At 57.3% G+C, this 16,862-nt stretch carries 22 protein-coding genes; 3 read left to right on the top strand and 19 right to left on the bottom strand.

The annotated features are described in order from the left end of the window. The 5 genes from E1297_RS10530 to E1297_RS50265 all read right to left on the bottom strand — a co-directional run. On the bottom strand, positions 1–2,625 hold a 2,625-nt coding region (locus E1297_RS10530), incomplete at its 3' end, for a hypothetical protein (RefSeq protein ID WP_155137743.1). Positions 2,626–2,628: 3 nt separating this feature from the next. Further along, complete coding sequence (locus E1297_RS10525) at positions 2,629–3,054, bottom strand: hypothetical protein (protein WP_155137740.1); 426 nt, start codon at positions 3,052–3,054, stop codon at positions 2,629–2,631. Next, entirely contained in the window at positions 3,051–3,638 is a 588-nt protein-coding gene (locus E1297_RS10520; RefSeq protein WP_155137738.1) for a hypothetical protein, read from the bottom strand. The genes E1297_RS10525 and E1297_RS10520 overlap by 4 nt, the downstream gene beginning before the upstream one ends. A 6-nt stretch (positions 3,639–3,644) precedes the next feature. Then, positions 3,645–4,286 (bottom strand): hypothetical protein, encoded by a 642-nt coding sequence (locus tag E1297_RS10515; protein ID WP_155137735.1) that lies wholly within the window; start codon positions 4,284–4,286, stop codon positions 3,645–3,647. Further along, on the bottom strand, positions 4,283–6,943 hold the full coding sequence (locus E1297_RS50265) for a phage tail length tape measure family protein (protein ID WP_155137732.1): 2,661 nt from the start codon (positions 6,941–6,943) through the stop codon (positions 4,283–4,285). The genes E1297_RS10515 and E1297_RS50265 overlap by 4 nt, the downstream gene beginning before the upstream one ends. Positions 6,944–7,063: 120 nt before the next feature. Between E1297_RS50265 and E1297_RS10505 the strand changes: the two genes are divergently transcribed. Further along, entirely contained in the window at positions 7,064–7,540 is a 477-nt protein-coding gene (locus E1297_RS10505) for a hypothetical protein (RefSeq protein ID WP_155137729.1), read from the top strand. A gap of 65 nt (positions 7,541–7,605) precedes the next feature. Beyond that, on the top strand, positions 7,606–7,980 hold the full coding sequence (locus E1297_RS10500) for a hypothetical protein (RefSeq protein WP_155137726.1): 375 nt from the start codon (positions 7,606–7,608) through the stop codon (positions 7,978–7,980). A gap of 435 nt (positions 7,981–8,415) precedes the next feature. On the opposite strand, the gene E1297_RS10495 is transcribed toward E1297_RS10500, so the two are convergent. The 12 genes from E1297_RS10495 to E1297_RS10440 form a co-directional block, all read right to left on the bottom strand. Next, the gene (locus E1297_RS10495; protein ID WP_155137723.1) at positions 8,416–8,754 is read right to left on the bottom strand and encodes a hypothetical protein; all 339 of its coding nucleotides are present in this window, start codon (positions 8,752–8,754) and stop codon (positions 8,416–8,418) included. 246 nt (positions 8,755–9,000) lie between these two features. Next, a complete protein-coding gene (locus E1297_RS10490; RefSeq protein ID WP_155137720.1) occupies positions 9,001–9,330 on the bottom strand; it encodes a hypothetical protein in 330 nt (109 codons plus the stop codon). Positions 9,331–9,392: 62 nt separating this feature from the next. After that, entirely contained in the window at positions 9,393–9,779 is a 387-nt protein-coding gene (locus E1297_RS10485) for a hypothetical protein (RefSeq protein ID WP_155137717.1), read from the bottom strand. A 12-nt stretch (positions 9,780–9,791) separates the two neighbouring features. Continuing rightward, positions 9,792–10,268 carry a hypothetical protein gene (locus E1297_RS10480; protein ID WP_155137714.1) on the bottom strand — a complete coding sequence of 159 codons (477 nt, stop codon included), beginning with the start codon at positions 10,266–10,268 and terminating at the stop codon, positions 9,792–9,794. After that, positions 10,269–10,706, bottom strand: coding sequence for a phage tail terminator-like protein (locus tag E1297_RS10475; RefSeq protein ID WP_155137712.1), 438 nt, complete (start codon positions 10,704–10,706; stop codon positions 10,269–10,271). Between the two features lie 228 nt (positions 10,707–10,934). After that, positions 10,935–11,387 (bottom strand): HK97 gp10 family phage protein, encoded by a 453-nt coding sequence (locus tag E1297_RS10470; protein WP_155137709.1) that lies wholly within the window; start codon positions 11,385–11,387, stop codon positions 10,935–10,937. Then, on the bottom strand, positions 11,387–12,415 hold the full coding sequence (locus E1297_RS10465; RefSeq protein ID WP_155137706.1) for a head morphogenesis protein: 1,029 nt from the start codon (positions 12,413–12,415) through the stop codon (positions 11,387–11,389). The genes E1297_RS10470 and E1297_RS10465 overlap by 1 nt, the downstream gene beginning before the upstream one ends. Before the next feature lie 6 nt (positions 12,416–12,421). After that, positions 12,422–12,796, bottom strand: a complete 375-nt coding sequence (locus tag E1297_RS10460) for a hypothetical protein (RefSeq protein WP_155137703.1) — start codon at positions 12,794–12,796, stop codon at positions 12,422–12,424. Beyond that, positions 12,793–13,320: a DnaT-like ssDNA-binding protein gene (locus E1297_RS10455; RefSeq protein ID WP_155137700.1), complete on the bottom strand. Its 528-nt coding sequence runs from the start codon at positions 13,318–13,320 to the stop codon at positions 12,793–12,795. The genes E1297_RS10460 and E1297_RS10455 overlap by 4 nt, the downstream gene beginning before the upstream one ends. After that, positions 13,304–13,717: a hypothetical protein gene (locus E1297_RS10450; protein WP_155137697.1), complete on the bottom strand. Its 414-nt coding sequence runs from the start codon at positions 13,715–13,717 to the stop codon at positions 13,304–13,306. The genes E1297_RS10455 and E1297_RS10450 overlap by 17 nt, the downstream gene beginning before the upstream one ends. 68 nt (positions 13,718–13,785) lie before the next feature. Further along, positions 13,786–14,940 (bottom strand): P22 phage major capsid protein family protein, encoded by a 1,155-nt coding sequence (locus E1297_RS10445; RefSeq protein WP_155137694.1) that lies wholly within the window; start codon positions 14,938–14,940, stop codon positions 13,786–13,788. Between the two features lie 104 nt (positions 14,941–15,044). Beyond that, positions 15,045–15,803 carry a DUF6651 domain-containing protein gene (locus tag E1297_RS10440; protein ID WP_155137691.1) on the bottom strand — a complete coding sequence of 253 codons (759 nt, stop codon included), beginning with the start codon at positions 15,801–15,803 and terminating at the stop codon, positions 15,045–15,047. Between the two features lie 170 nt (positions 15,804–15,973). On the opposite strand from E1297_RS10440, the gene E1297_RS10435 reads away from it, so the two are divergent. Next, a complete protein-coding gene (locus tag E1297_RS10435) occupies positions 15,974–16,294 on the top strand; it encodes a hypothetical protein (protein WP_155137687.1) in 321 nt (106 codons plus the stop codon). A gap of 74 nt (positions 16,295–16,368) precedes the next feature. Here E1297_RS10435 and E1297_RS10430 read toward each other — a convergent pair whose 3' ends face one another. Both E1297_RS10430 and E1297_RS10425 read right to left on the bottom strand, forming a co-directional pair. After that, complete coding sequence (locus E1297_RS10430; RefSeq protein ID WP_155137683.1) at positions 16,369–16,578, bottom strand: hypothetical protein; 210 nt, start codon at positions 16,576–16,578, stop codon at positions 16,369–16,371. An 84-nt stretch (positions 16,579–16,662) separates the two neighbouring features. Further along, positions 16,663–16,862, bottom strand: a 200-nt coding sequence (locus E1297_RS10425; protein WP_209015742.1) for a hypothetical protein, incomplete at its 5' end; no start/stop codon positions are given.

The following is a 16,862-nucleotide window of genomic DNA, read 5'->3' as shown; positions in this document are numbered from 1 at the left end:
CTGCGCGGTAATCGCGATCTGGCTGTCAAGATTTTGTTGGGCAGCATTGCCGTTGAGATAGTCCAGCAGACCTTGCGCGGTGACGTTGTTCAACTCACCAGAGAATGCCGCCGTGAATTGCGTCAGTTCACCGGACAGCCCGTCCACTGAGGTCCGGACATCGCCAACGAGCGCAGTGTTGTCGTCCAGATCCGTACGCAGCGCGGTAATCTGCTCGACCTGTGCCGAGTCAGCCGTCGCCAAGGCCGTGATTTGCTCTGAAAAATACGCCGTGTTGTCCCCGATCTTGGCGGTCAGCTCGCGGCCCATCTCCGCCCGCGCCATTTCCCCCGCAACAAGCTCTTGCTGCGTCCAGTGCCGTGCCAGCGCGATGTCGCCCTCAATGTTTTGCTGCGCGGTGGTCTGATCAATGACCGATGCGATCACACGGAGCGTGTTATCGTTGGCCTGCGCCTGCAACTCGTCCGCACGGTCATTCGCCGCCTGGAAGCCCGTTGCCGCCTGGTGCTCCAGCTGATCCGCACGATCACTTGCCGCCTGAAGGCCGTCCGTTGCCGTCTCCAGCGCCGTATCCGCCACTTCCTGAGCGGCCCCTGCGGCGTCCGTGGCTTCGGATAGGCTGGCCTTGATTTCGGCAACGTCAATCGATCCGGCAGCCTCGTCATAAAGCGATTGTGCCGACTGGACCCGGTACGTGCCCGTGGTCTCTACGCTCTCCCAATCAGACCATGTGACAAGGCGCAAGGGGACAGTGCGGATCGTGACCCGGACTTCATAATCCGCCCCGGCTGCAATCCCGCTGTCGAGCAAACTACCGGACCACTCGTCCAAAGGGGGGCGCGGATGGATCGTACGCGCCGAGGTCTCGGGTTGATCCTTGATACGATGCTCGGAAATGACCGCAGTGATCGTCTCGTCTGTGACCACCTCCCAGCCAAGCGCAATGGCAGGCCATTCCTGACCATTCGGGCCTATGATGGCGGTTGGCTGAACAACGAAATTGTTGACGTTCGTAGGGCGCGGATTGCGGGCCGGAAGGGTTGGCGGAAGCGCGGTCGGCTGCGCATCATCCAGCGCGTTGAGATAGATGTTCTCGTGGACTTCGGCAAGCGACAGCCGGATGACGTTCTTGGTGACATCAAGCTCATGCCCGGTGATCTGGTATTTGCGCGTGCCGAACTGATCACTGTCCCATGTGATCCAGTCGCCCACTTCGTATTTGATGGCCCGCATGCCAACTGTGATCATTGCCGAGGCCTGATAGCGGTTCTGCCAATAGGCAATGCGCAAGAGCCTTTCCGCCTGATTGCGGTAGGGCACCTGATACAGATCGATTTCGGCAGGGCGTGTTTCGCCGCCGTCCACTTCCTTGACGCTGGCGTCCCCGATGACAGGGGTACAGTCGGAGCCGTCCCAAAGGTTGTCCGGGTCCGTGAACTGCCCGTGGACTTCGTTGATCAGATCTTCGCGGGAGCGCTTGGCGCTGAACTCAACCGGCTCGCCAAGGATCAGATCGCCGTCCGTGATCGTGCCAGCCGTGATTTGCGAAACGCCCGCGATAAATCCGAACTGACCCTGACGCTCGACACGTTGCCCAGCCGCTGCTGCCAGCATGGATTCAATCGTCTCGATATGCTCTTGCCCGTCATTTGCAATGAGCGACATTCGGTAGCGGGGTGCGATTGAGCCGTCCGGGGCCTCAATCTCTTCGTCCGAGGCATTGGCCGACGCAATGATGAGGTCTGTCATCAGGTCATAGGCCGGAACCTCCATCCCGAGATAGCGGGTGCCGTTGCAATGCAAGCCACGGGCATAATTGTACGCCGCGATAAACGGGTTTTCAGACCATTCCCACGTCGCGGGGTTGTCCCAACGGTGCGCGCCAGAGCCGCCCGCCGTATCATCCTTGCGAGGGTCATAGAGCCGTAAACCGCGCAAGGTGAACTTGATCGCATTGCCGGAAAGCAATGAACGGAACTCGTCAATATTGGACGAGAAATCGGCTTCGAGATGGACATAGCAAATGCCCGCGCCAACATGCTCGTCTGTCCAGCGATTGGAGGGGTTTGCACGGGATTTCAGACGCTCGTTGACGGCCTGATCCGGTCTGCCGTCCCAGAATGTCAGCCAAAGGTTCGGATTCGGGCCATCGTCGGGCAAGTGAATGACATACTTGACCCAGCCTGTGCCCCGGTCGATCTCGACAAGCTCTTGCTCTTCATCATTGATATGGACCGTTTCCAGTGCATCGCACCAGCCGGTCGAGAGCACGAATACCTGATCCAGCTTCTTGTTGTTATCGCCGCTGGTATTGACGTAGACATAATGGCCCTTGGTGTTGACCCGGCCAAATGCACCCTCGTGATAGATGCCGGAACCAAGCTTGACATCGGCACTGACGCCCGAGGCCGCAGACTGGTTCTTCGGTTTCTTGGCGAGTAGAGCCGGAATAAGGTTCGCCGCAACGGTCAGGCCAATAGTCAGAATGGCCGTCACAGCCTTGGCGAGCAGTCCGGAGCCCAGAACAGCCCCGACAATCGGCGCAATCAGCGGCGCAGCAGACGCAACAGATTGACCGGCCAGCAAAAAGCCAGCCGCCAGTATGATCAGCGATAGAAAGTGCATGGATTATCCGACTTTGAACGCCTTGCGCAGCGCATTGACCGGCACGCGCACGATCCCCGAGGGCGATTTGCCGACCGCTTGAGCGCCCATCACGACAACGGAACAGTCTTCGCCATCGAGGGACACAAGGCCGATATCACCGCGCCTTGCCATGAGAACGGGAACAGGCGGGAACGCATCCGAATAGGCCCCGTCGAGCCACGCAAAACCGCGTTTTGTGAACCGGCGAAGCGCACCAATACGGGTCCGGTAGCGTCCGCGCTCGTCTTCGTACGGGTCCGTGCCTGTCACCGCCTTGACCGCATCCATGGTCATTTCAAAGCAATCGGAGCCCGCCCCGGTCGCAAGCCCGCCCCATGAAAAAGGCCGCTGAGCGTGAAACTCAACGGCCTGAATTAGGGCTATGTCCCAGTTCGGTAATCGGCTCATTGCGGCCCCCAATCGACTTGGACGGATTTCGTCTGCGCGGCGTGCTCGAAGAACTTGTCGGTCGATCCGCCGTTCATCGCCTTTTGCGTCTCGTTGCCGCGTTTGCGATAACCGGTCTTGCGGTAATCGACAGATTTCGACTTCATGTTGCAGATCAGCTTGTACGGCCCGTCCGGCTCGTGGCTGTGCTGCATCCCGTCAACGTAGCCCCGGAATAAAATGAGAGGCATCGCGCCAATTCGTTCCCCGGTGTCGAGGTCGAATAAAAACCGGTAAACCAGCACTTCACGCAGGTGATAGGTGTAGTTCTCGATCTGCCCCAAGACATCGGGTGTTAGATCAGTGCCCCGAATTGCTGAGAGAGCGGCGGTCATTTCTGTGGGGCTCCCATCTCCTGACGTTTTCACGGCAGAAAGCTCAATCAGGTTTCCAGCGCCGTGGAACGTGATGCCGTTCCAGGTAAGCGGGCGCGTCCCGAAACAGAAGCCATAGAGCCCTTCCCCCAGCGCGAACAAAATTGCATCCCGCTCTGCATAAATCCGTTTTTCTAGGGTTTGTTCAATCGCGGGTTCGATTTCACGCATTGCGCCTCACAAGATCACTTGAACAGCTTCAAGGGTTACTGGCGATTGCTCTTTCATGCGCCGCCCCCCATCCCATTCGAGCAGGAGAAACTTGGCGCGCGCCTTGCAAAAGGTTGCTGTCGCCGCACTCGAAAAGAGGTCCGTCAAAACCAACGGCTCGACCGGGACAGTGGCATTGCCCCCCGAAGCCGTCACGTCCTCGATTGCGGCATGGACGGCGTACCGGTCCCCCTCAACCAAGCCGATATAGTCACCGGTCCTGACCTTGAAACCGTTCGGCAAGTCACTGACGGTGATAGTGGTGCTGGTCAGTCCGGAGACGTTGGCCGTGCCGGAAAAGGCTGTGCCGTTTGGACGGTGCAGCCCGGCAAACCCGCCACGATACTCCCTTGGATATGGGCGGGAGGCATCGAACATCGTGAAGAACTTCGCCCCTCCCTTCAGCGTCATGATCCAGGACGAGAGCGTCTGGAAGTCGTCAGCATCGAGCGAGTTCGTCTTCAGATACAGGTTCCATTTCGGATCCGAGTATTCCTGCACTTCCACCGATCCGTCGCGGGACGTGTTGATGTTGGTGAAGCGTTTCAAGCGGAATTCGCATTCATGGACGCTGATCCCGCTCGGGAACTCTCTGGGAAACGTGATCACGTCCGGAAAGCCTCATTGGTGTTGGTGCGTTTTGCCTTGATGAAATCCGCGTTGCTGTGCTTGCGGGCTTCCGCGACAGACGCTTTCATGATCTGGGGAGCAGCCTGACGGACTTCGTTCTGAGAAACCGATTTCACGTAGGCCTTCAGTTCACCGTCGTCTTCAACAGCTACGGCAACATCCACTTTGACGGATTGGCTACGCTCGCTGACAGATGGAGCAGTGTCCAAACGTCTGTAGTGCCCCTCGGCAAATGGAGTGACCGCCGTAGCGTGGGGGGCATCGGTTTGCCCCGGCAAGATACCAAGCGGTTCTTGGACATTTGCCGCGCCAATAGGCATCGCGCTGTGAAAGGAAGCGATTGCATGATTAATGCCCGTTTTCGCCAAAGCCCAAAAGCGATCTGCAGAAGCGGCATCAGTCGACACATTGTCATTGACTGGAAGTGGGGTTGGCGTACGGCCAATTGGGGCGCGGTTATCATTTCCGGGCTGCGTCACATACAAATGCCGCGAGCTGGCGGAAACCGCGCTCTCAACGGCATTACGGCTTGCCGCTGCGGACACGTCAAGCGCATCAACGCCAGCAGCCTTGGCATGCAAGGTTGTACCGAAACTATTCAAAGCAGCTTTTGCAGTTGATAGCCCGCCCGCAAAGCCCTTCAGAATGCCCATTACCCCACTGGGAGCGACTTCACGAACGGTCCGCATTTCAGCCGCCGCAGGTGCAGCTTGCCGACTGTTGTCATTCAGGGCCGCGACAACTCCAAGCTTGCCGTCCCTGCCCCGTTTCAAGGGCATGATCGCCTCGGGGCCTGCTTCTCCCATGAGCCCCGTCCGTCCACCGGACATCGGGAAGGTGGTTGCGCTTTGAACAACACCGCCAGAGGCGAAGGGGACCACAGAGCCCGCTTGGAAGGCTGCGCCTTTTGCAAACGGCCAGAGCGACGTCAGGAAGGACAGGAACCCGCCACCGCCACCGCCACCTCCACCGCCGCCGCCAGCAGCGCCAGCCGCAGCACTTCCAGCCGAGCCTAACGCGCCGAAGCTGTCAAACAGGGCATCCATCAGTTCGTTGGTGAGCTTGTCGATAATCCGGTTCAAGGCATTGAGAGCGGCGTCCGAGAACGCTTCCCATCCGCTTTTTCCCTGCTGCAAGCCGGATTTCAAGTCAGAGAAAAAGCCGCCAAAAACACCTTTTACCGAGGACATTGACTGCGCCGCAGAATTTGCCGCGTTGTCCGTCTCCTTCAGTCCGCTTGCCCCGCGCTGACCGGCTGCGGCTGCTGCATCCCCGGCGCTATTCGCCGCAGTTGCAAGCTCCCGTAGCTTGTCCGCTCCTGCCGAGGCAGCGTTGCTGATAGCCGTTCCCAACTGGCCAATGTAATCGACATCTGCGGATTTACGAAAAGCATCAGTCGCCAAATCCACGACTTCTGCCCCTGCGCCTGATGACTGATGCCACTCATACCCATTCAGCATCTCAGACGTAACTTTGTAGGGGGCAGGCAAGGTAGCGATCTCAATACCGATATCCTTTAGAGACCCGTTAATTGTTGTTATTAGCCCGTTGATTATCGAAACGATTTCACCAACCATTTCCACCATTGTAATGACTACATTATCTTTTGCCTGCCCGGCCCAATCCGCAAAAGCCGCTGGGAGCTTTGCCCAGACAGCTTTTGCAGCCTCAAAAGCACCGACGAAGACCCCGATTATCCGGTTTCCGACATCCTTGATTGTATTCCATAAGTCAGTATCTAGCGCTTGCTGGATGTCGTCGCGTAGCAGATAGACAGCAGTCACAACCAAAGCCAACGCGGCAATCAGCACGCCTACTGGACCCGTGGCAGCCACCCACGCCGCACCAAAAGCGAGCGCAGCCCTGTAAGTGGCGATCGTCAAACTGCCCATCAGCCCAATGACGGTCCCAATGCCCGCAATGATCGCCGGGGCATACATCAAGGCCAAAGCAGCCGCCGCCGCAGTTGCAGCAGGTACGATCCAGTCCAGATTATCAGCCAAGAGATTAAGCGCCGCGGATGCTGTAGCTCCCCAATCAACCATCTGGAGGCCAGCAGCCAGAAAGGCCGTCAATGCGATTGATACCAGCGACACGGGCGAAAGCAGCGACATGAAGGCTTGACCGAGGACGCCAACCGCCGAACCTCCCCCCTTTACAGCCAACTCCATTTGCCCAGCGATCTGCGTACCCTGCTGCAAGGCAATCATCATCGGATTCATGCCCATGGCCGCTGTAACGCCGATATCCTGGAACTGCGCGGCCAATCCCGACATGCTTCCACCAAAGCGGTTCACATTGTCATTTGCTGCGCGGCTGCTGGCGACTACGGTTTGGTTTGCCTTTGCGTGGGCATAGGCTGCCTTTTGCGCCTGATAGTGAGCGTTTGCCTGAGCCGTTGCAGCCTGTGCCGTCCTGTGAGCTGCCTGTGCTGCTGAGATATCCGCCTTTGAAGCCGTTTGAGACGCCCGCGCAGCAGCCAATGCGGCTTGCGCCTTTGACTGATCCGCTTTTGCAGACTGATACGCGGCATAGGCAGCGTTCTTTGCAGTAACGTTGAACCTGTCGAGCGACTGGGTCGCCTTATCGACCTGTGAGCTGTCCGTAGCCAGTCCAAGGGATGCGATATCTTCCATAGGTCCTCCCTCTACAAACCAGCCGCAAAGACGCGTGGGGCGCCCGAAAGAACGCCTATTTCAAGTTGAACAATTTAGGCGAGTGCTGTTTATTGCGAGTACCCAACGGAGGTGTATGCAATGAGTTTCGTCAAAGCACTCGTTCGGATTGTTATCGGACTAGTATTCGGTTTCGGAGCAGCTATTGCGCTCAGCCCAGGATTTGCAGCTTTTGCTCACTATCAGGATGCAATTACGCCGCTGTTACTGCCCGGAATAGTCCTACTCGCGGGCGTCCTTGGTTTTTTTGCCCCCACCATTCGGAGAGCGTTCGGGCGGGGCTTCCTTTTACTCGGAGTATCCGTGTTTGCGCTCCCCATCTCCACCTTTCTTCTGTCGGGTCGAGTGGCGTCGGAGTCGATAGCTGCAGCCGGTGAAGGCTCAGAAGCCTTCTCGGCATTAGGAGCAGGATTGGCAGGCGCGGCAGTAACCGGCTTCGCCGCATTTATCGGCACAATCCTAGGTGTAATCTGCCTGATAATCGGGCTGGTGCTGAGCCTTGGAGGTCGTCGAGAGGTTGTCGTTGTAGAAAGCCCTCGTCGAGAATTGGAATACTGATCGGGACATTAGCACAGGCATAGAAATTCGATCCCGTGACCACAAAATCACCGAGGGAATGGTAGATGGCCAAGAGATTGTTCGCGTTCGCTTCGGCTTGTGCGATTTCACTTCCAGTGGCCGGGGCTGGCCAAGAGGCCGCGATTTACCAGCAAGCTCTTAGCTGCTGGAGCCCTCCTATTTCTATTGGAGAACAGAGCTTTAGAGCAGCCGTTTCTTTCAATTTAAACAACAAGGGCGAGGTGCTTAGGGGTAGGGTTGATAACTATCAACCTTCAGGAAAAGTTGGTTTACGGTTCGCCAAATCGGCGATCAGTGCAATTGAGCGATGTCAGCCGTATGACGTCTCGGGCGCTCAATTTGTCCAACTTATTTTCGAATACCCCCCAATGCGTATCCCAAAATGGAATATCCCCTCTGCAAAAGAGGAGATTGACTAACTGTTTGTGCCCCCCCGCCTGCGCATGGTAGCCACAGGCGGGAAAAAGAGCTTCAACGCTCGAAGCCGTTTGCTCAGTGTATCAATCGCGTGGCGTGGTTTTCATGGATAGAGGGGTGGTTGCGGAAACGCCCACGGTTTATTTGAAGCGATCCTCCTAGCCCACTTGTCTGATTGACCCTCAACACGCAATAGGTGTGAAATCCTCCCGTATCTAACCGGAGGACCAAGGACGTAAGCCGCCTATCAGACTTCACCGTCAAAGAGGCTTTAAGATGTTGCCATCATGGCAATACCTTTGGGGTATCTGCATTATGCATATGCATTCCTGGACGACGGCGCTCCATCCGTCGGTCTGGGGGTGAGCCTGAAGCAGTTCCATAACAAAAAACCCGGCCATTAGGCCGGGTTGATCTGCGTCATAGGAGTGCTTTCCTTATGCGGTCGGGCACTTCTTTGAATGCATCGCCAACTCCATAGCCTGCACCTTGCCTTTGGCCACCGATAGCTCACCTTCCTTGTCACCGCCCGACACGCTGGAAAGCGGGACGCCAATAAGAAATACCCCGACAGCATCTCCTGTTTGAGCACTACGTTGCTGGCTTTCAAGCGAGGCAAGCGTCGAGCGCTCCGATGTCAATTGATTGGCCAGACTTTTGCATGAATCGCTTGAATAAGCCGCTATCGGAATTGGCGTTGGCGCAATCGCGTCAGGCCCCTTGGCGCAACCGGCCAGCAATGCAGACACCCCCAACAACAGAAATAGTTGCTTCATTTACATTCACCCCACATCGTAATTTTGAGGTGCAAAAAATAGTTTGCACTACCCAAAATGCGCAACCCTAAATACGATGCAGTTAAACGATAGTAGGGGGGAAACTCCCCTATTTTCAAACGCCTCTGGAAAGCTGAACCGTCAGCGTCACAACCCTTCCGCATCCCTTCGCGCCTACTGGGAACGCCTTTCCTCGGCAAGCCCCTCCACTTCTATAGCCAGTTTCATGAGCCTGCCCTCTCCCTTTTACCCTTTTCCCAACTGCCTGACTTCCTGCCGCTTTCTCTGCCTCTCTTGCCTTTCGGCATAAACGGCCCGGTATTCGGAGATGTAGGCCCGGTCCATCGCCAGAAGCGTTGCAACATCCTCCCGGCGAATTGCGGGCTGAGCCAAGCGGATCCAAGCCTCAATTTCCAAGTAAGAGAACGCCTGCGGGCCGTTCATGCCTTCCTGCCGGGTTCCGTCGAGATGCCAGAACCAAGCCCACAGCAAGGGATGCTCATAGACAATCGGAGCGACGACCGGAGGGTTCAAATCCTCCATGTCGTTCAGCTCGTTGTCTTCGCGAAGCGTCACGCCGTTTTCAAGGGGGATATCAAACCGGACGGTAACACGAACGGCCTCGCAGAGATCGTCTCTTACTTGTTTGAAAAATTTGCGGTTTGTTCCGCCGCTTCCTTGACCTGTTCGAAAATCCAAGGGATTTCAACGGCTCGTTGGGCATTCTTGACGCTGTGTTCCAATACGCCCTCACCCTTGAACAGCTCCTTGCCATCCCAGTCCCAACCGGCAATACAGGCCGCGACCTGTTTTTGTCCGTCCTTGATTGCGGCCTCGCCGGAAACCAGCTTGCCGCGCTGCTGGCGTTCGGTTCGCTTGTTGAGCTGCTCGGTTACGACCTTTGTAACCTCGGGGCTGTTCATGGAGCGGACATGAAACACCACGCCTAACGGCTGGTCGGTTTCCGGGTGCAGCAGCTCCAACTCGTGAAGCTTTTCGTAATCGATAAGTTCTGCAAGGGCCATGAGCTGTTCTCCTTAAGCGGCTTTGACCACGATGGGCTCTTGTTCAAGGGCAATACCGAAGGACTCGGCCTCGCCGTCATTGGGGGTTCCACCGAGCGCGATCGGGCTGTGGACCTTGCCTCGCGAATAGCGCGAGGTTGAGATTTCCCCGCTATTGGCGTCGGTGGAGACGATCTTGACGGCCATCGCATTGAGGTTCGCAGCCTTGCCGAAGGTGCGCAGGATCTCTTGACCCGGATCGCTTACCAGCGTCAGAGCTTCAAGGCTGAAATCGGTCCCGGCAGAGCTGCCCTTGAAGGTCAGATCCACATCATTGTCGAAAGTCGATTCCCGGGTGATTTGGGTCGTGATACCGAAGTCCCCTTCAGATCGGCAGTTCTTGACCTGGACCCAAGTCAACGCCTCGAATTCGGATTGGGTAAGCGCGGTGTTCTGCGGTTCGGCGCACACCCAATGCGTCTTTTTGTGTTTGGTTGCTGTGACAGGCATCTAAGCCTCCTTTTCATAGGCATGGTATGGAATGGAGACGGGCCATCTCATACGGTCACCGTCCGGTAGGTTTGGAGAGGCCCAAGGCTCCCCGTCGATGACGACACGCACGGTGCCGTCGCTTGAGAAAAGATATTGGTGCCGGAAGTGCCGGATGACCTGACCGGCCACGTCGAGCGCATCCATGACGCCCTGACCGGACTTCCAGAGCACGGAGACCTGAAGCAATCCACGCTGCTGTTGCGGGTCATCTCCAAAGGTCACCTGCCGGGTTTTGTTGGGCAGGAATGTTGCTTCCAGATAGTTGTCCGGCTTCTCGCTACCGTTCACCGGGAAGTTCATCCCCGGCCACGCGATCTCAAGCGCTGGCGTCAGGCTGAGCCCGTGCAAGTGGGCCAAGAGGGTTCGAAGTATCCTTGCGTCAGCTCCACCCGTCATGGTAGCGTCCCTTTATGCCGCTGAAGAAAAGACCACCGCTTTCGGACAATCAGGCTCACGACCTGTTGACCGCCGCCCACTCGATTCTCCAAGGGGAAACGGGTGCAACAGTGCGCTCGGAAACAGCGCTAAGAGCTGCCGAGAAGGCCCTGAGATTGTTGAGTATTGGGCTTTTGATGGCATCGGAAAAGAACACGGACAACCCGCTTAAACCGCCGCCGTTCTGATCTATTTCACCGCCGCTTTTGCTTCTGCAATTGCGCGGCTGACATTTGCCCGCCAGTTCTGCGCAGCCAGACGCACCATTCCGCGTCCTGTCTGATTGTACTCACGGCCAAGTGAATCCACGCCGGTAAACCCGTATTCGGTCCGTCTTGCATACGCGGCCACAAAGCCGCCATAGATCGTATCGCCGAGTTGAGCCTCAGTGATCACGAGATCATAGGGCTGAACCCGTGCCGCGTAGTCAGAGAACCCTTGTGCATTCGGATCTATAGTTGGCATTGCATCAAGGGATGCGCCAAACGACTGCGCAAGAAACGTCGTCACCTTGGGCGTGTTATCGTACACATCGTCAAACGTGTACTCGGTCGCCGCTTGGAATACGACCAGCATTCTTTTCTTGGTCTTTTTGACCCATGCGTCCACTTGGGCGGCGAAATCAAGACGGGTAGTCGCCATTATGTGAGCCCCAAAAATCTATTGATACGAACTTTCTCCCGGCAACGGCACATAGGCTCGTCATACGGCGCGTGCATTTGCGGGGCCATGCCGGGGGGAACCTGATAGGCCTGGTTCCACGGCACGCCGCCTTCGTTGAGCTTTTCGACTGCCCGGTGCCTGTGTCTGACCCGTTCGTCCCTTGCCGACATCGGGTATTTGGTGAGCTGATCCGCAGTCACCCGTCCATCCAGAATGGCTTGCTCATAGGCCAGCGTCTGCGTTTGCCCCAGAGCCCGGATTGTCTCTGTCCGTGCAATCACATCCGCACGGTATTTCAGGGACCGGTTCCGATAGGCCGTGACCATCTTCGACCGCGTTGCAGCCGGAATGGGTTCGCCAGACTTGATCGCCTTCTTCACGCTGGCGTCAAAGCGCTTATCCCTCAGCCCGCGCTTGAGAGCCTTTTGCAGCTCTGCCGGATCGTCCGAGGCCAGCTCTGCGGCATAGCGCCTTTGCCAAGCTTCCTGCCCGCTGGTGAGGCCGATAACACCACCCTCGCGCCGCCTCGTTGCCGGGTTGATCTTGCCGACCAGTGACAGTGCCGTTGTCCTCGGATTCTGCCCTGCCTCCAATCCGGACCGCAGGTGCTCACGGATCATGACTTGCTGATCATCGACAATCTGGCGGATCAGATCGCTGGACCGGGTTCTGAGCCACAGTTCCGCATTCGGGTTCCGGCCATCGAAGAAGAACCGGACAATCGCCCCTTCCGGACTTCTGACAGGAGCCTGACGCTCGATTTCAAGCGCAAAGGAGTCGCCGCCCGCGTTCATGAGCTGAGCAAGCACACGATCCATGAGCCGGTAGTCTTGCGGGTCCATGCCCACAGCGCGCAGGGCTGCATCAATGTCACCGCGTTCAATCAGGCCGGTGATGACGGATACTTTCTGCCGGTCCCTGACTTCCTGCACGGCGGTCAGGAAGGCCTTGCGCAGCTCGTTCGACCAATGGGCGGTCAGATCGTCAAACGGATCTTTGTTCGACATCCGTTCCTAATCCCTGATCTGAAGCCGATAGAGCAACACGACCTCACCCGGCTCCACCGCGTGGCACGCGATGATCGAATAGGACGTGTCCCCGATCTTTAACTTGTCCGCAGTGGTCGGCGTGATGGTCAGGCCCTCGGTTGAGAGGGTCACCTGAAGGTCGTTTGCCTGAACCCGCGAGCCGTCGATAAGCGATTGCTCGAAGCTGCCGGTCACGATCCGGCAGGGGTGCTCAACCTCGACCGTGCCGGAACCGGGGTCCCACGGATCACCACCGCCACCGCCGCTATCTTCCTCGCGAACAATCACGGCAGGCTTGCCAAAGCGCTTGAGAAGCCGCTGAGCGCTGCCCTTCAGCTTTGTATAGTCAAACCCGCTCATACCCGGAACGCCCGTCCCACGAGCGGATTACCCGCTCCCTTGCGCAGGAAAGGTCCGATCAGATCCCGAACGGTCATGATCACGGGGCGATAGGCATCGGCACTTGCCGCCCGGTTGGCGTACTGGACCTCCATCCCCTCAACCTTCTCCCGGCTGATTGCGTCGGCTGCAATAAAGTCCGGGTTCATGGCTCCGGGCTCCTCAAGCTCGCGCAGGGCAATCTCAGCCGTCGCGTTGACAAGCTCGTGCGGGATTTCATCGGATGCGATTGCATTGCCCTCGCCATCCCAGACACCAGAACGCGGCCACGCAAGAGCCTGAGAGCGGTTGCGCGTACGAAGACCGGCCCACGAACAGGAATTGGACAGGAAGGCGGTTGCGCGCCGTATGGCGGCTTCCTTGGCTGCATCCTCGCCCGTCCAAGCGGCATTGCCCATCGCATCGTGATAGGCGTCAACCTCAGCGATTGAGGCAAAGGCATTGGCATCAACCAAGCCCGATCCGTCTTCAACTGTCAGCGACATCCACCTTGCCTTCATCAATCAACTTGAGAATGGCTGCGTCGGCTTCATCTTTATTGCTGAATTCTTTGCCGGTCAGATCCGATGCGAGCTTGACGCGGGTCTTCCAGTGCTCGCCCTGCCAGTCTTTCGACAACGTAATTTGCGTGGGGGTCAAATCGGAAATTGTCACGCTACCGATTGTCGTGGGTTGAGGCGTGGCGTCCTGCGCTGGGGATTTGATACGGAAGTTGTCCGTATTCAAAACGGGAATAACCGCCGATTGGACATAGCCGCCTTGGTGGGGCGTCTCACCATCCCCATAGATCTGATGCGCTTCAGGATCGAAATCGCTTTCATTGATCAAGCGGTAGCCTGTACCACCCTCGCGGACGACGCGAACAGTTGGAAGTTTCGACATGAAGTATTTCCTCAGAAAGAAAAGGCCCGGAAGTTTCCCACCGGGCCGGTTCGTTGTGTCGTGGAGGATCAGCCCATCAGCAGGGCGATTGCATCCGGCTTCCAGGCTTTCTTGCCCCACACCGCCCCAACCATGATCATGGTCTTCTTGAAGCCCTTGTAGACGCTGATCTCGAAGGTCAGGCCCGAATGCGGGTCCTGAACGATCATCACGTCAGAGGCCGCATCCCCGCCAATCGGAGATGCAGGCGGGCGAATGGCAAGCTCAAGTGCGGACTGATGCAGGAAGACGTTGGCGGTGTAGTTGTCCCCGATGGTCAGCGCCGTTGCATTCGCCGCCGCCTCGCGCAGGCCCGGAGCCCCAAGCTCGATGTTGCCAGCAGCAGTAGCCAGACCGGAATTGACAACATACTGGTTGGTGTCCCCCGCGAAGGTGACAACGTCCCCGGCCTTGATACCGGACGCTCCCGGCGTGCCACCGGTCAGCGCCAGCGTTGCAGCATCAGCGCCATGAGTGCCGCTTGTGTCGTAATCCGCACCGGTCCCGGCGATGTGAAGCTGAGCCTGCAAGGACTCCTTGATCATCACGCCCTGAAGGTCCAGCAAGGTCCCCTGCCGCAGCAACTGGGTGCCGCCTGCCTCGTTTGCTTTCTGAAGCTGGGCAAGGTTGCGAAGCTTCGTGCCCGCGGTCGAACTCAGGACCAGAGACACCCGGCCATCAGACACCGGCATGGCGTTGTCGAGCAGGATCTGACGGCCTTCCGCCACCTTGTCGAAATCGGATGCAAAGGGCGTGGTACCAGCCGTACCAATAGCGCGGGAAGCATTGGTGTATGCCTCAATCGCCAGATCCGTTTCGATCTCGTTGGTGATGGTCCGCATCGCCTGTGCGATCTGGTCGCCATAGACCGTCTGAAAGCCTGCACCGGCATTGACATAGCCGACTTCTTCGCCCGTCCACGGGATCTGAACACCGCGCTGCTTGCTCAAGGAAAGCTGCTTGACGTCCACCGTCTGATCATCCCCTTCCGGAATGGTCATGGACGGCGCGATATCAACCGCTTCCGCCTTCTGGGTGAAGTGGGAATTGACGTTCTGCCCAACGGCCACGCCTTCGGTTCCGGCGTTGATCGTGCAAGACGGGATATAGCCGACGATTTCGCGGCCCACGATGTCTGCTGCCTTGTAGATGTCTGCTGCAAGGCCATCAAGAATGTTCGCCATGGGAAATACCTCTCGGGTGTTCGGCGATGTTTTTCAGGGTGAAAGTCGGGCTATCCGGCCCGGAACACCGCCACCCATCCGGGCGCGGCCAAAGGGGATGCGATTTAACCGGCGATCTTGAAACCGTCGGCCATCTTCGCGGCGCGTGTGCCTTGGTCCATCTGATCGAACTCGGCACGCGTCATTGTTTTCGGGCCAGAGCCCCCGGCCCCCGGCTTTGCGCCACCGCCAGAAGACCCGGCACCCTTCAAGATGCTGTCCTTGTGGGCATAGCCGCTGACAAGGTGCTTCAAAGCCTCGTCGAAGCTTGCCAGATTGCCGGGATTGGACGGGGAATAAAGCTTGTTGCCGTGCGCGTCGTATGCCACCACGGAGCCGTCCTCGACCTTGAAGTTCTGACCAAAGAAAGACCGGGCAATGTCAGCCGGAATAGCCAGGTTGTCGGCTGCATATTTGGAAGACGAGAACGCGCCGCCGATCATGTGATCATTGAGCGTGTTGGCAAGATCACCCTTTTCCTGACTGAGAGACGCGATCTGTTCTTCCAGAGGTTTGATCGCCGCTGCAATGGCCGCATCCCGGTCGCCTGCCTTGATCAGCTCGTTTGCGTCGATGTCGGCAAGCTTGGCAATGGCGTCCTTCGCCTTGGCAGCGTCCAGACCCTCAAACGCCTTGAGATCCTTCAGGGCCTTTTCCTTGGCTTCCCTGTGGCTTTGTGCCTCGTAATTCAGGGAGGAAATGGTGTTGCGCATCTCGGGCGCGTTGAGCGGCGTCTCCTTGCCGTCATCATCGACGTAGACAGGCATACCGTTCTCGATGACGGCGTAGGTTTCGCCGTCCAATTCCGTTGTCTTCAGTTTCATTGTGAGGTTCCTTTGGGCATCCGCCCCGTGCTGTTGCGGTATCCACCGCCTTGCGCCCCCGGCATCCACCGGTTGGGCATGAAAAAACCCGGCGCAGAGGCCGGGCAAGTGGTTTGGCACCACACCCTAGAGGTGTGCTACGCTCTCATGGGTTGAGGTGGGAGAATCAGATGGAAGATGATGACGACGACTTATGCATCAACATCAACGGCGTTAGCCACACGATCCTTTGCGGCATTTGCAAGGAAAAGATATCCCTCATTGGAGAAGCCGATGTTGAGACGCGACAGGCAGGATGCGCTCCTTGCGGGAACGTCTCTGATGTTCAAGAGGTGGCCCGAATAGCGACTGAGTACGCTAAAGACGAGGCCCAACTGATGCTCAACAGAATGGCTCGGGATACCGTGCGACAGCGCAAATTCATGACATTCTCTGGCCAGACTGAGCACAATGAGACCTATCGATTTATCATCACAGATCTTCAGTTTTGATACATCCATAGTCCGGCCTTCCATGAAAAATACCCGGCGCTGTGCTGGGTAAAAAGGTTCAATTGTTCAGACGATCAACTGACCGGAAAACTGACCACCTCAAAATCATCCGGGATAACTTCCTGTGTCAGCCACCGTCCATCCGGCAGTTGCGCCACGACCGAAAACGCATGTTCGGGATCGTCGGTTTCATCACCATCGCAATCGAACATGTTGGTGATTGGAGCGTGGCTGCCGTCTTCGAGTTCGAGCCAGATTTGGCTTGGCATGGCGTTGGAATTCATAGGAAAAGCCTTCGTTACAATATCAACGACAGATTATTCACCGCACTATTCACTGAACGCGACCGGCCTAGGCCATCTGGGGGCTCATAGCGAAAACCGGTGCGAGGTCCGCCTTGCGCCTTTGCGAATGCTCCGCTCCGTGTCTTGGACGTTCTGTCGAGCCTCGGCTACCCGCTCTTCGAGCTTCCTCCACTCTTCCGCGATAAAGGCATCATGAGGGTCCGGCACCGCGTCGGTCTCAACCGGCTTCTTCTGATACTTCGCCATTGTCGTTTTCCTGTTCT

This window comes from Roseibium sp. RKSG952, assembly GCF_009711355.1.
This window is presented reverse-complemented; position numbering and strand designations above follow the sequence as displayed.

What these genes read in the sequence shown, in the direction of transcription:
- E1297_RS10525 (WP_155137740.1), bottom strand. Translation starts at nt 3,054, where the DNA reads ATGAGCCGATTACCGAACTGGGACATAGCCCTAATTCAGGCCGTTGAG.
- E1297_RS10520 (WP_155137738.1), bottom strand. Translation starts at nt 3,638, where the DNA reads ATGCGTGAAATCGAACCCGCGATTGAACAAACCCTAGAAAAACGGATT.
- E1297_RS50265 (WP_155137732.1), bottom strand. Translation starts at nt 6,943, where the DNA reads ATGGAAGATATCGCATCCCTTGGACTGGCTACGGACAGCTCACAGGTC.
- E1297_RS10505 (WP_155137729.1), top strand. Translation starts at nt 7,064, where the DNA reads ATGAGTTTCGTCAAAGCACTCGTTCGGATTGTTATCGGACTAGTATTC.
- E1297_RS10500 (WP_155137726.1), top strand. Translation starts at nt 7,606, where the DNA reads ATGGCCAAGAGATTGTTCGCGTTCGCTTCGGCTTGTGCGATTTCACTT.
- E1297_RS10495 (WP_155137723.1), bottom strand. Translation starts at nt 8,754, where the DNA reads ATGAAGCAACTATTTCTGTTGTTGGGGGTGTCTGCATTGCTGGCCGGT.
- E1297_RS10485 (WP_155137717.1), bottom strand. Translation starts at nt 9,779, where the DNA reads ATGGCCCTTGCAGAACTTATCGATTACGAAAAGCTTCACGAGTTGGAG.
- E1297_RS10480 (WP_155137714.1), bottom strand. Translation starts at nt 10,268, where the DNA reads ATGCCTGTCACAGCAACCAAACACAAAAAGACGCATTGGGTGTGCGCC.
- E1297_RS10475 (WP_155137712.1), bottom strand. Translation starts at nt 10,706, where the DNA reads ATGACGGGTGGAGCTGACGCAAGGATACTTCGAACCCTCTTGGCCCAC.
- E1297_RS10470 (WP_155137709.1), bottom strand. Translation starts at nt 11,387, where the DNA reads ATGGCGACTACCCGTCTTGATTTCGCCGCCCAAGTGGACGCATGGGTC.
- E1297_RS10465 (WP_155137706.1), bottom strand. Translation starts at nt 12,415, where the DNA reads ATGTCGAACAAAGATCCGTTTGACGATCTGACCGCCCATTGGTCGAAC.
- E1297_RS10460 (WP_155137703.1), bottom strand. Translation starts at nt 12,796, where the DNA reads ATGAGCGGGTTTGACTATACAAAGCTGAAGGGCAGCGCTCAGCGGCTT.
- E1297_RS10455 (WP_155137700.1), bottom strand. Translation starts at nt 13,320, where the DNA reads ATGTCGCTGACAGTTGAAGACGGATCGGGCTTGGTTGATGCCAATGCC.
- E1297_RS10450 (WP_155137697.1), bottom strand. Translation starts at nt 13,717, where the DNA reads ATGTCGAAACTTCCAACTGTTCGCGTCGTCCGCGAGGGTGGTACAGGC.
- E1297_RS10445 (WP_155137694.1), bottom strand. Translation starts at nt 14,940, where the DNA reads ATGGCGAACATTCTTGATGGCCTTGCAGCAGACATCTACAAGGCAGCA.
- E1297_RS10440 (WP_155137691.1), bottom strand. Translation starts at nt 15,803, where the DNA reads ATGAAACTGAAGACAACGGAATTGGACGGCGAAACCTACGCCGTCATC.
- E1297_RS10435 (WP_155137687.1), top strand. Translation starts at nt 15,974, where the DNA reads ATGGAAGATGATGACGACGACTTATGCATCAACATCAACGGCGTTAGC.
- E1297_RS10430 (WP_155137683.1), bottom strand. Translation starts at nt 16,578, where the DNA reads ATGAATTCCAACGCCATGCCAAGCCAAATCTGGCTCGAACTCGAAGAC.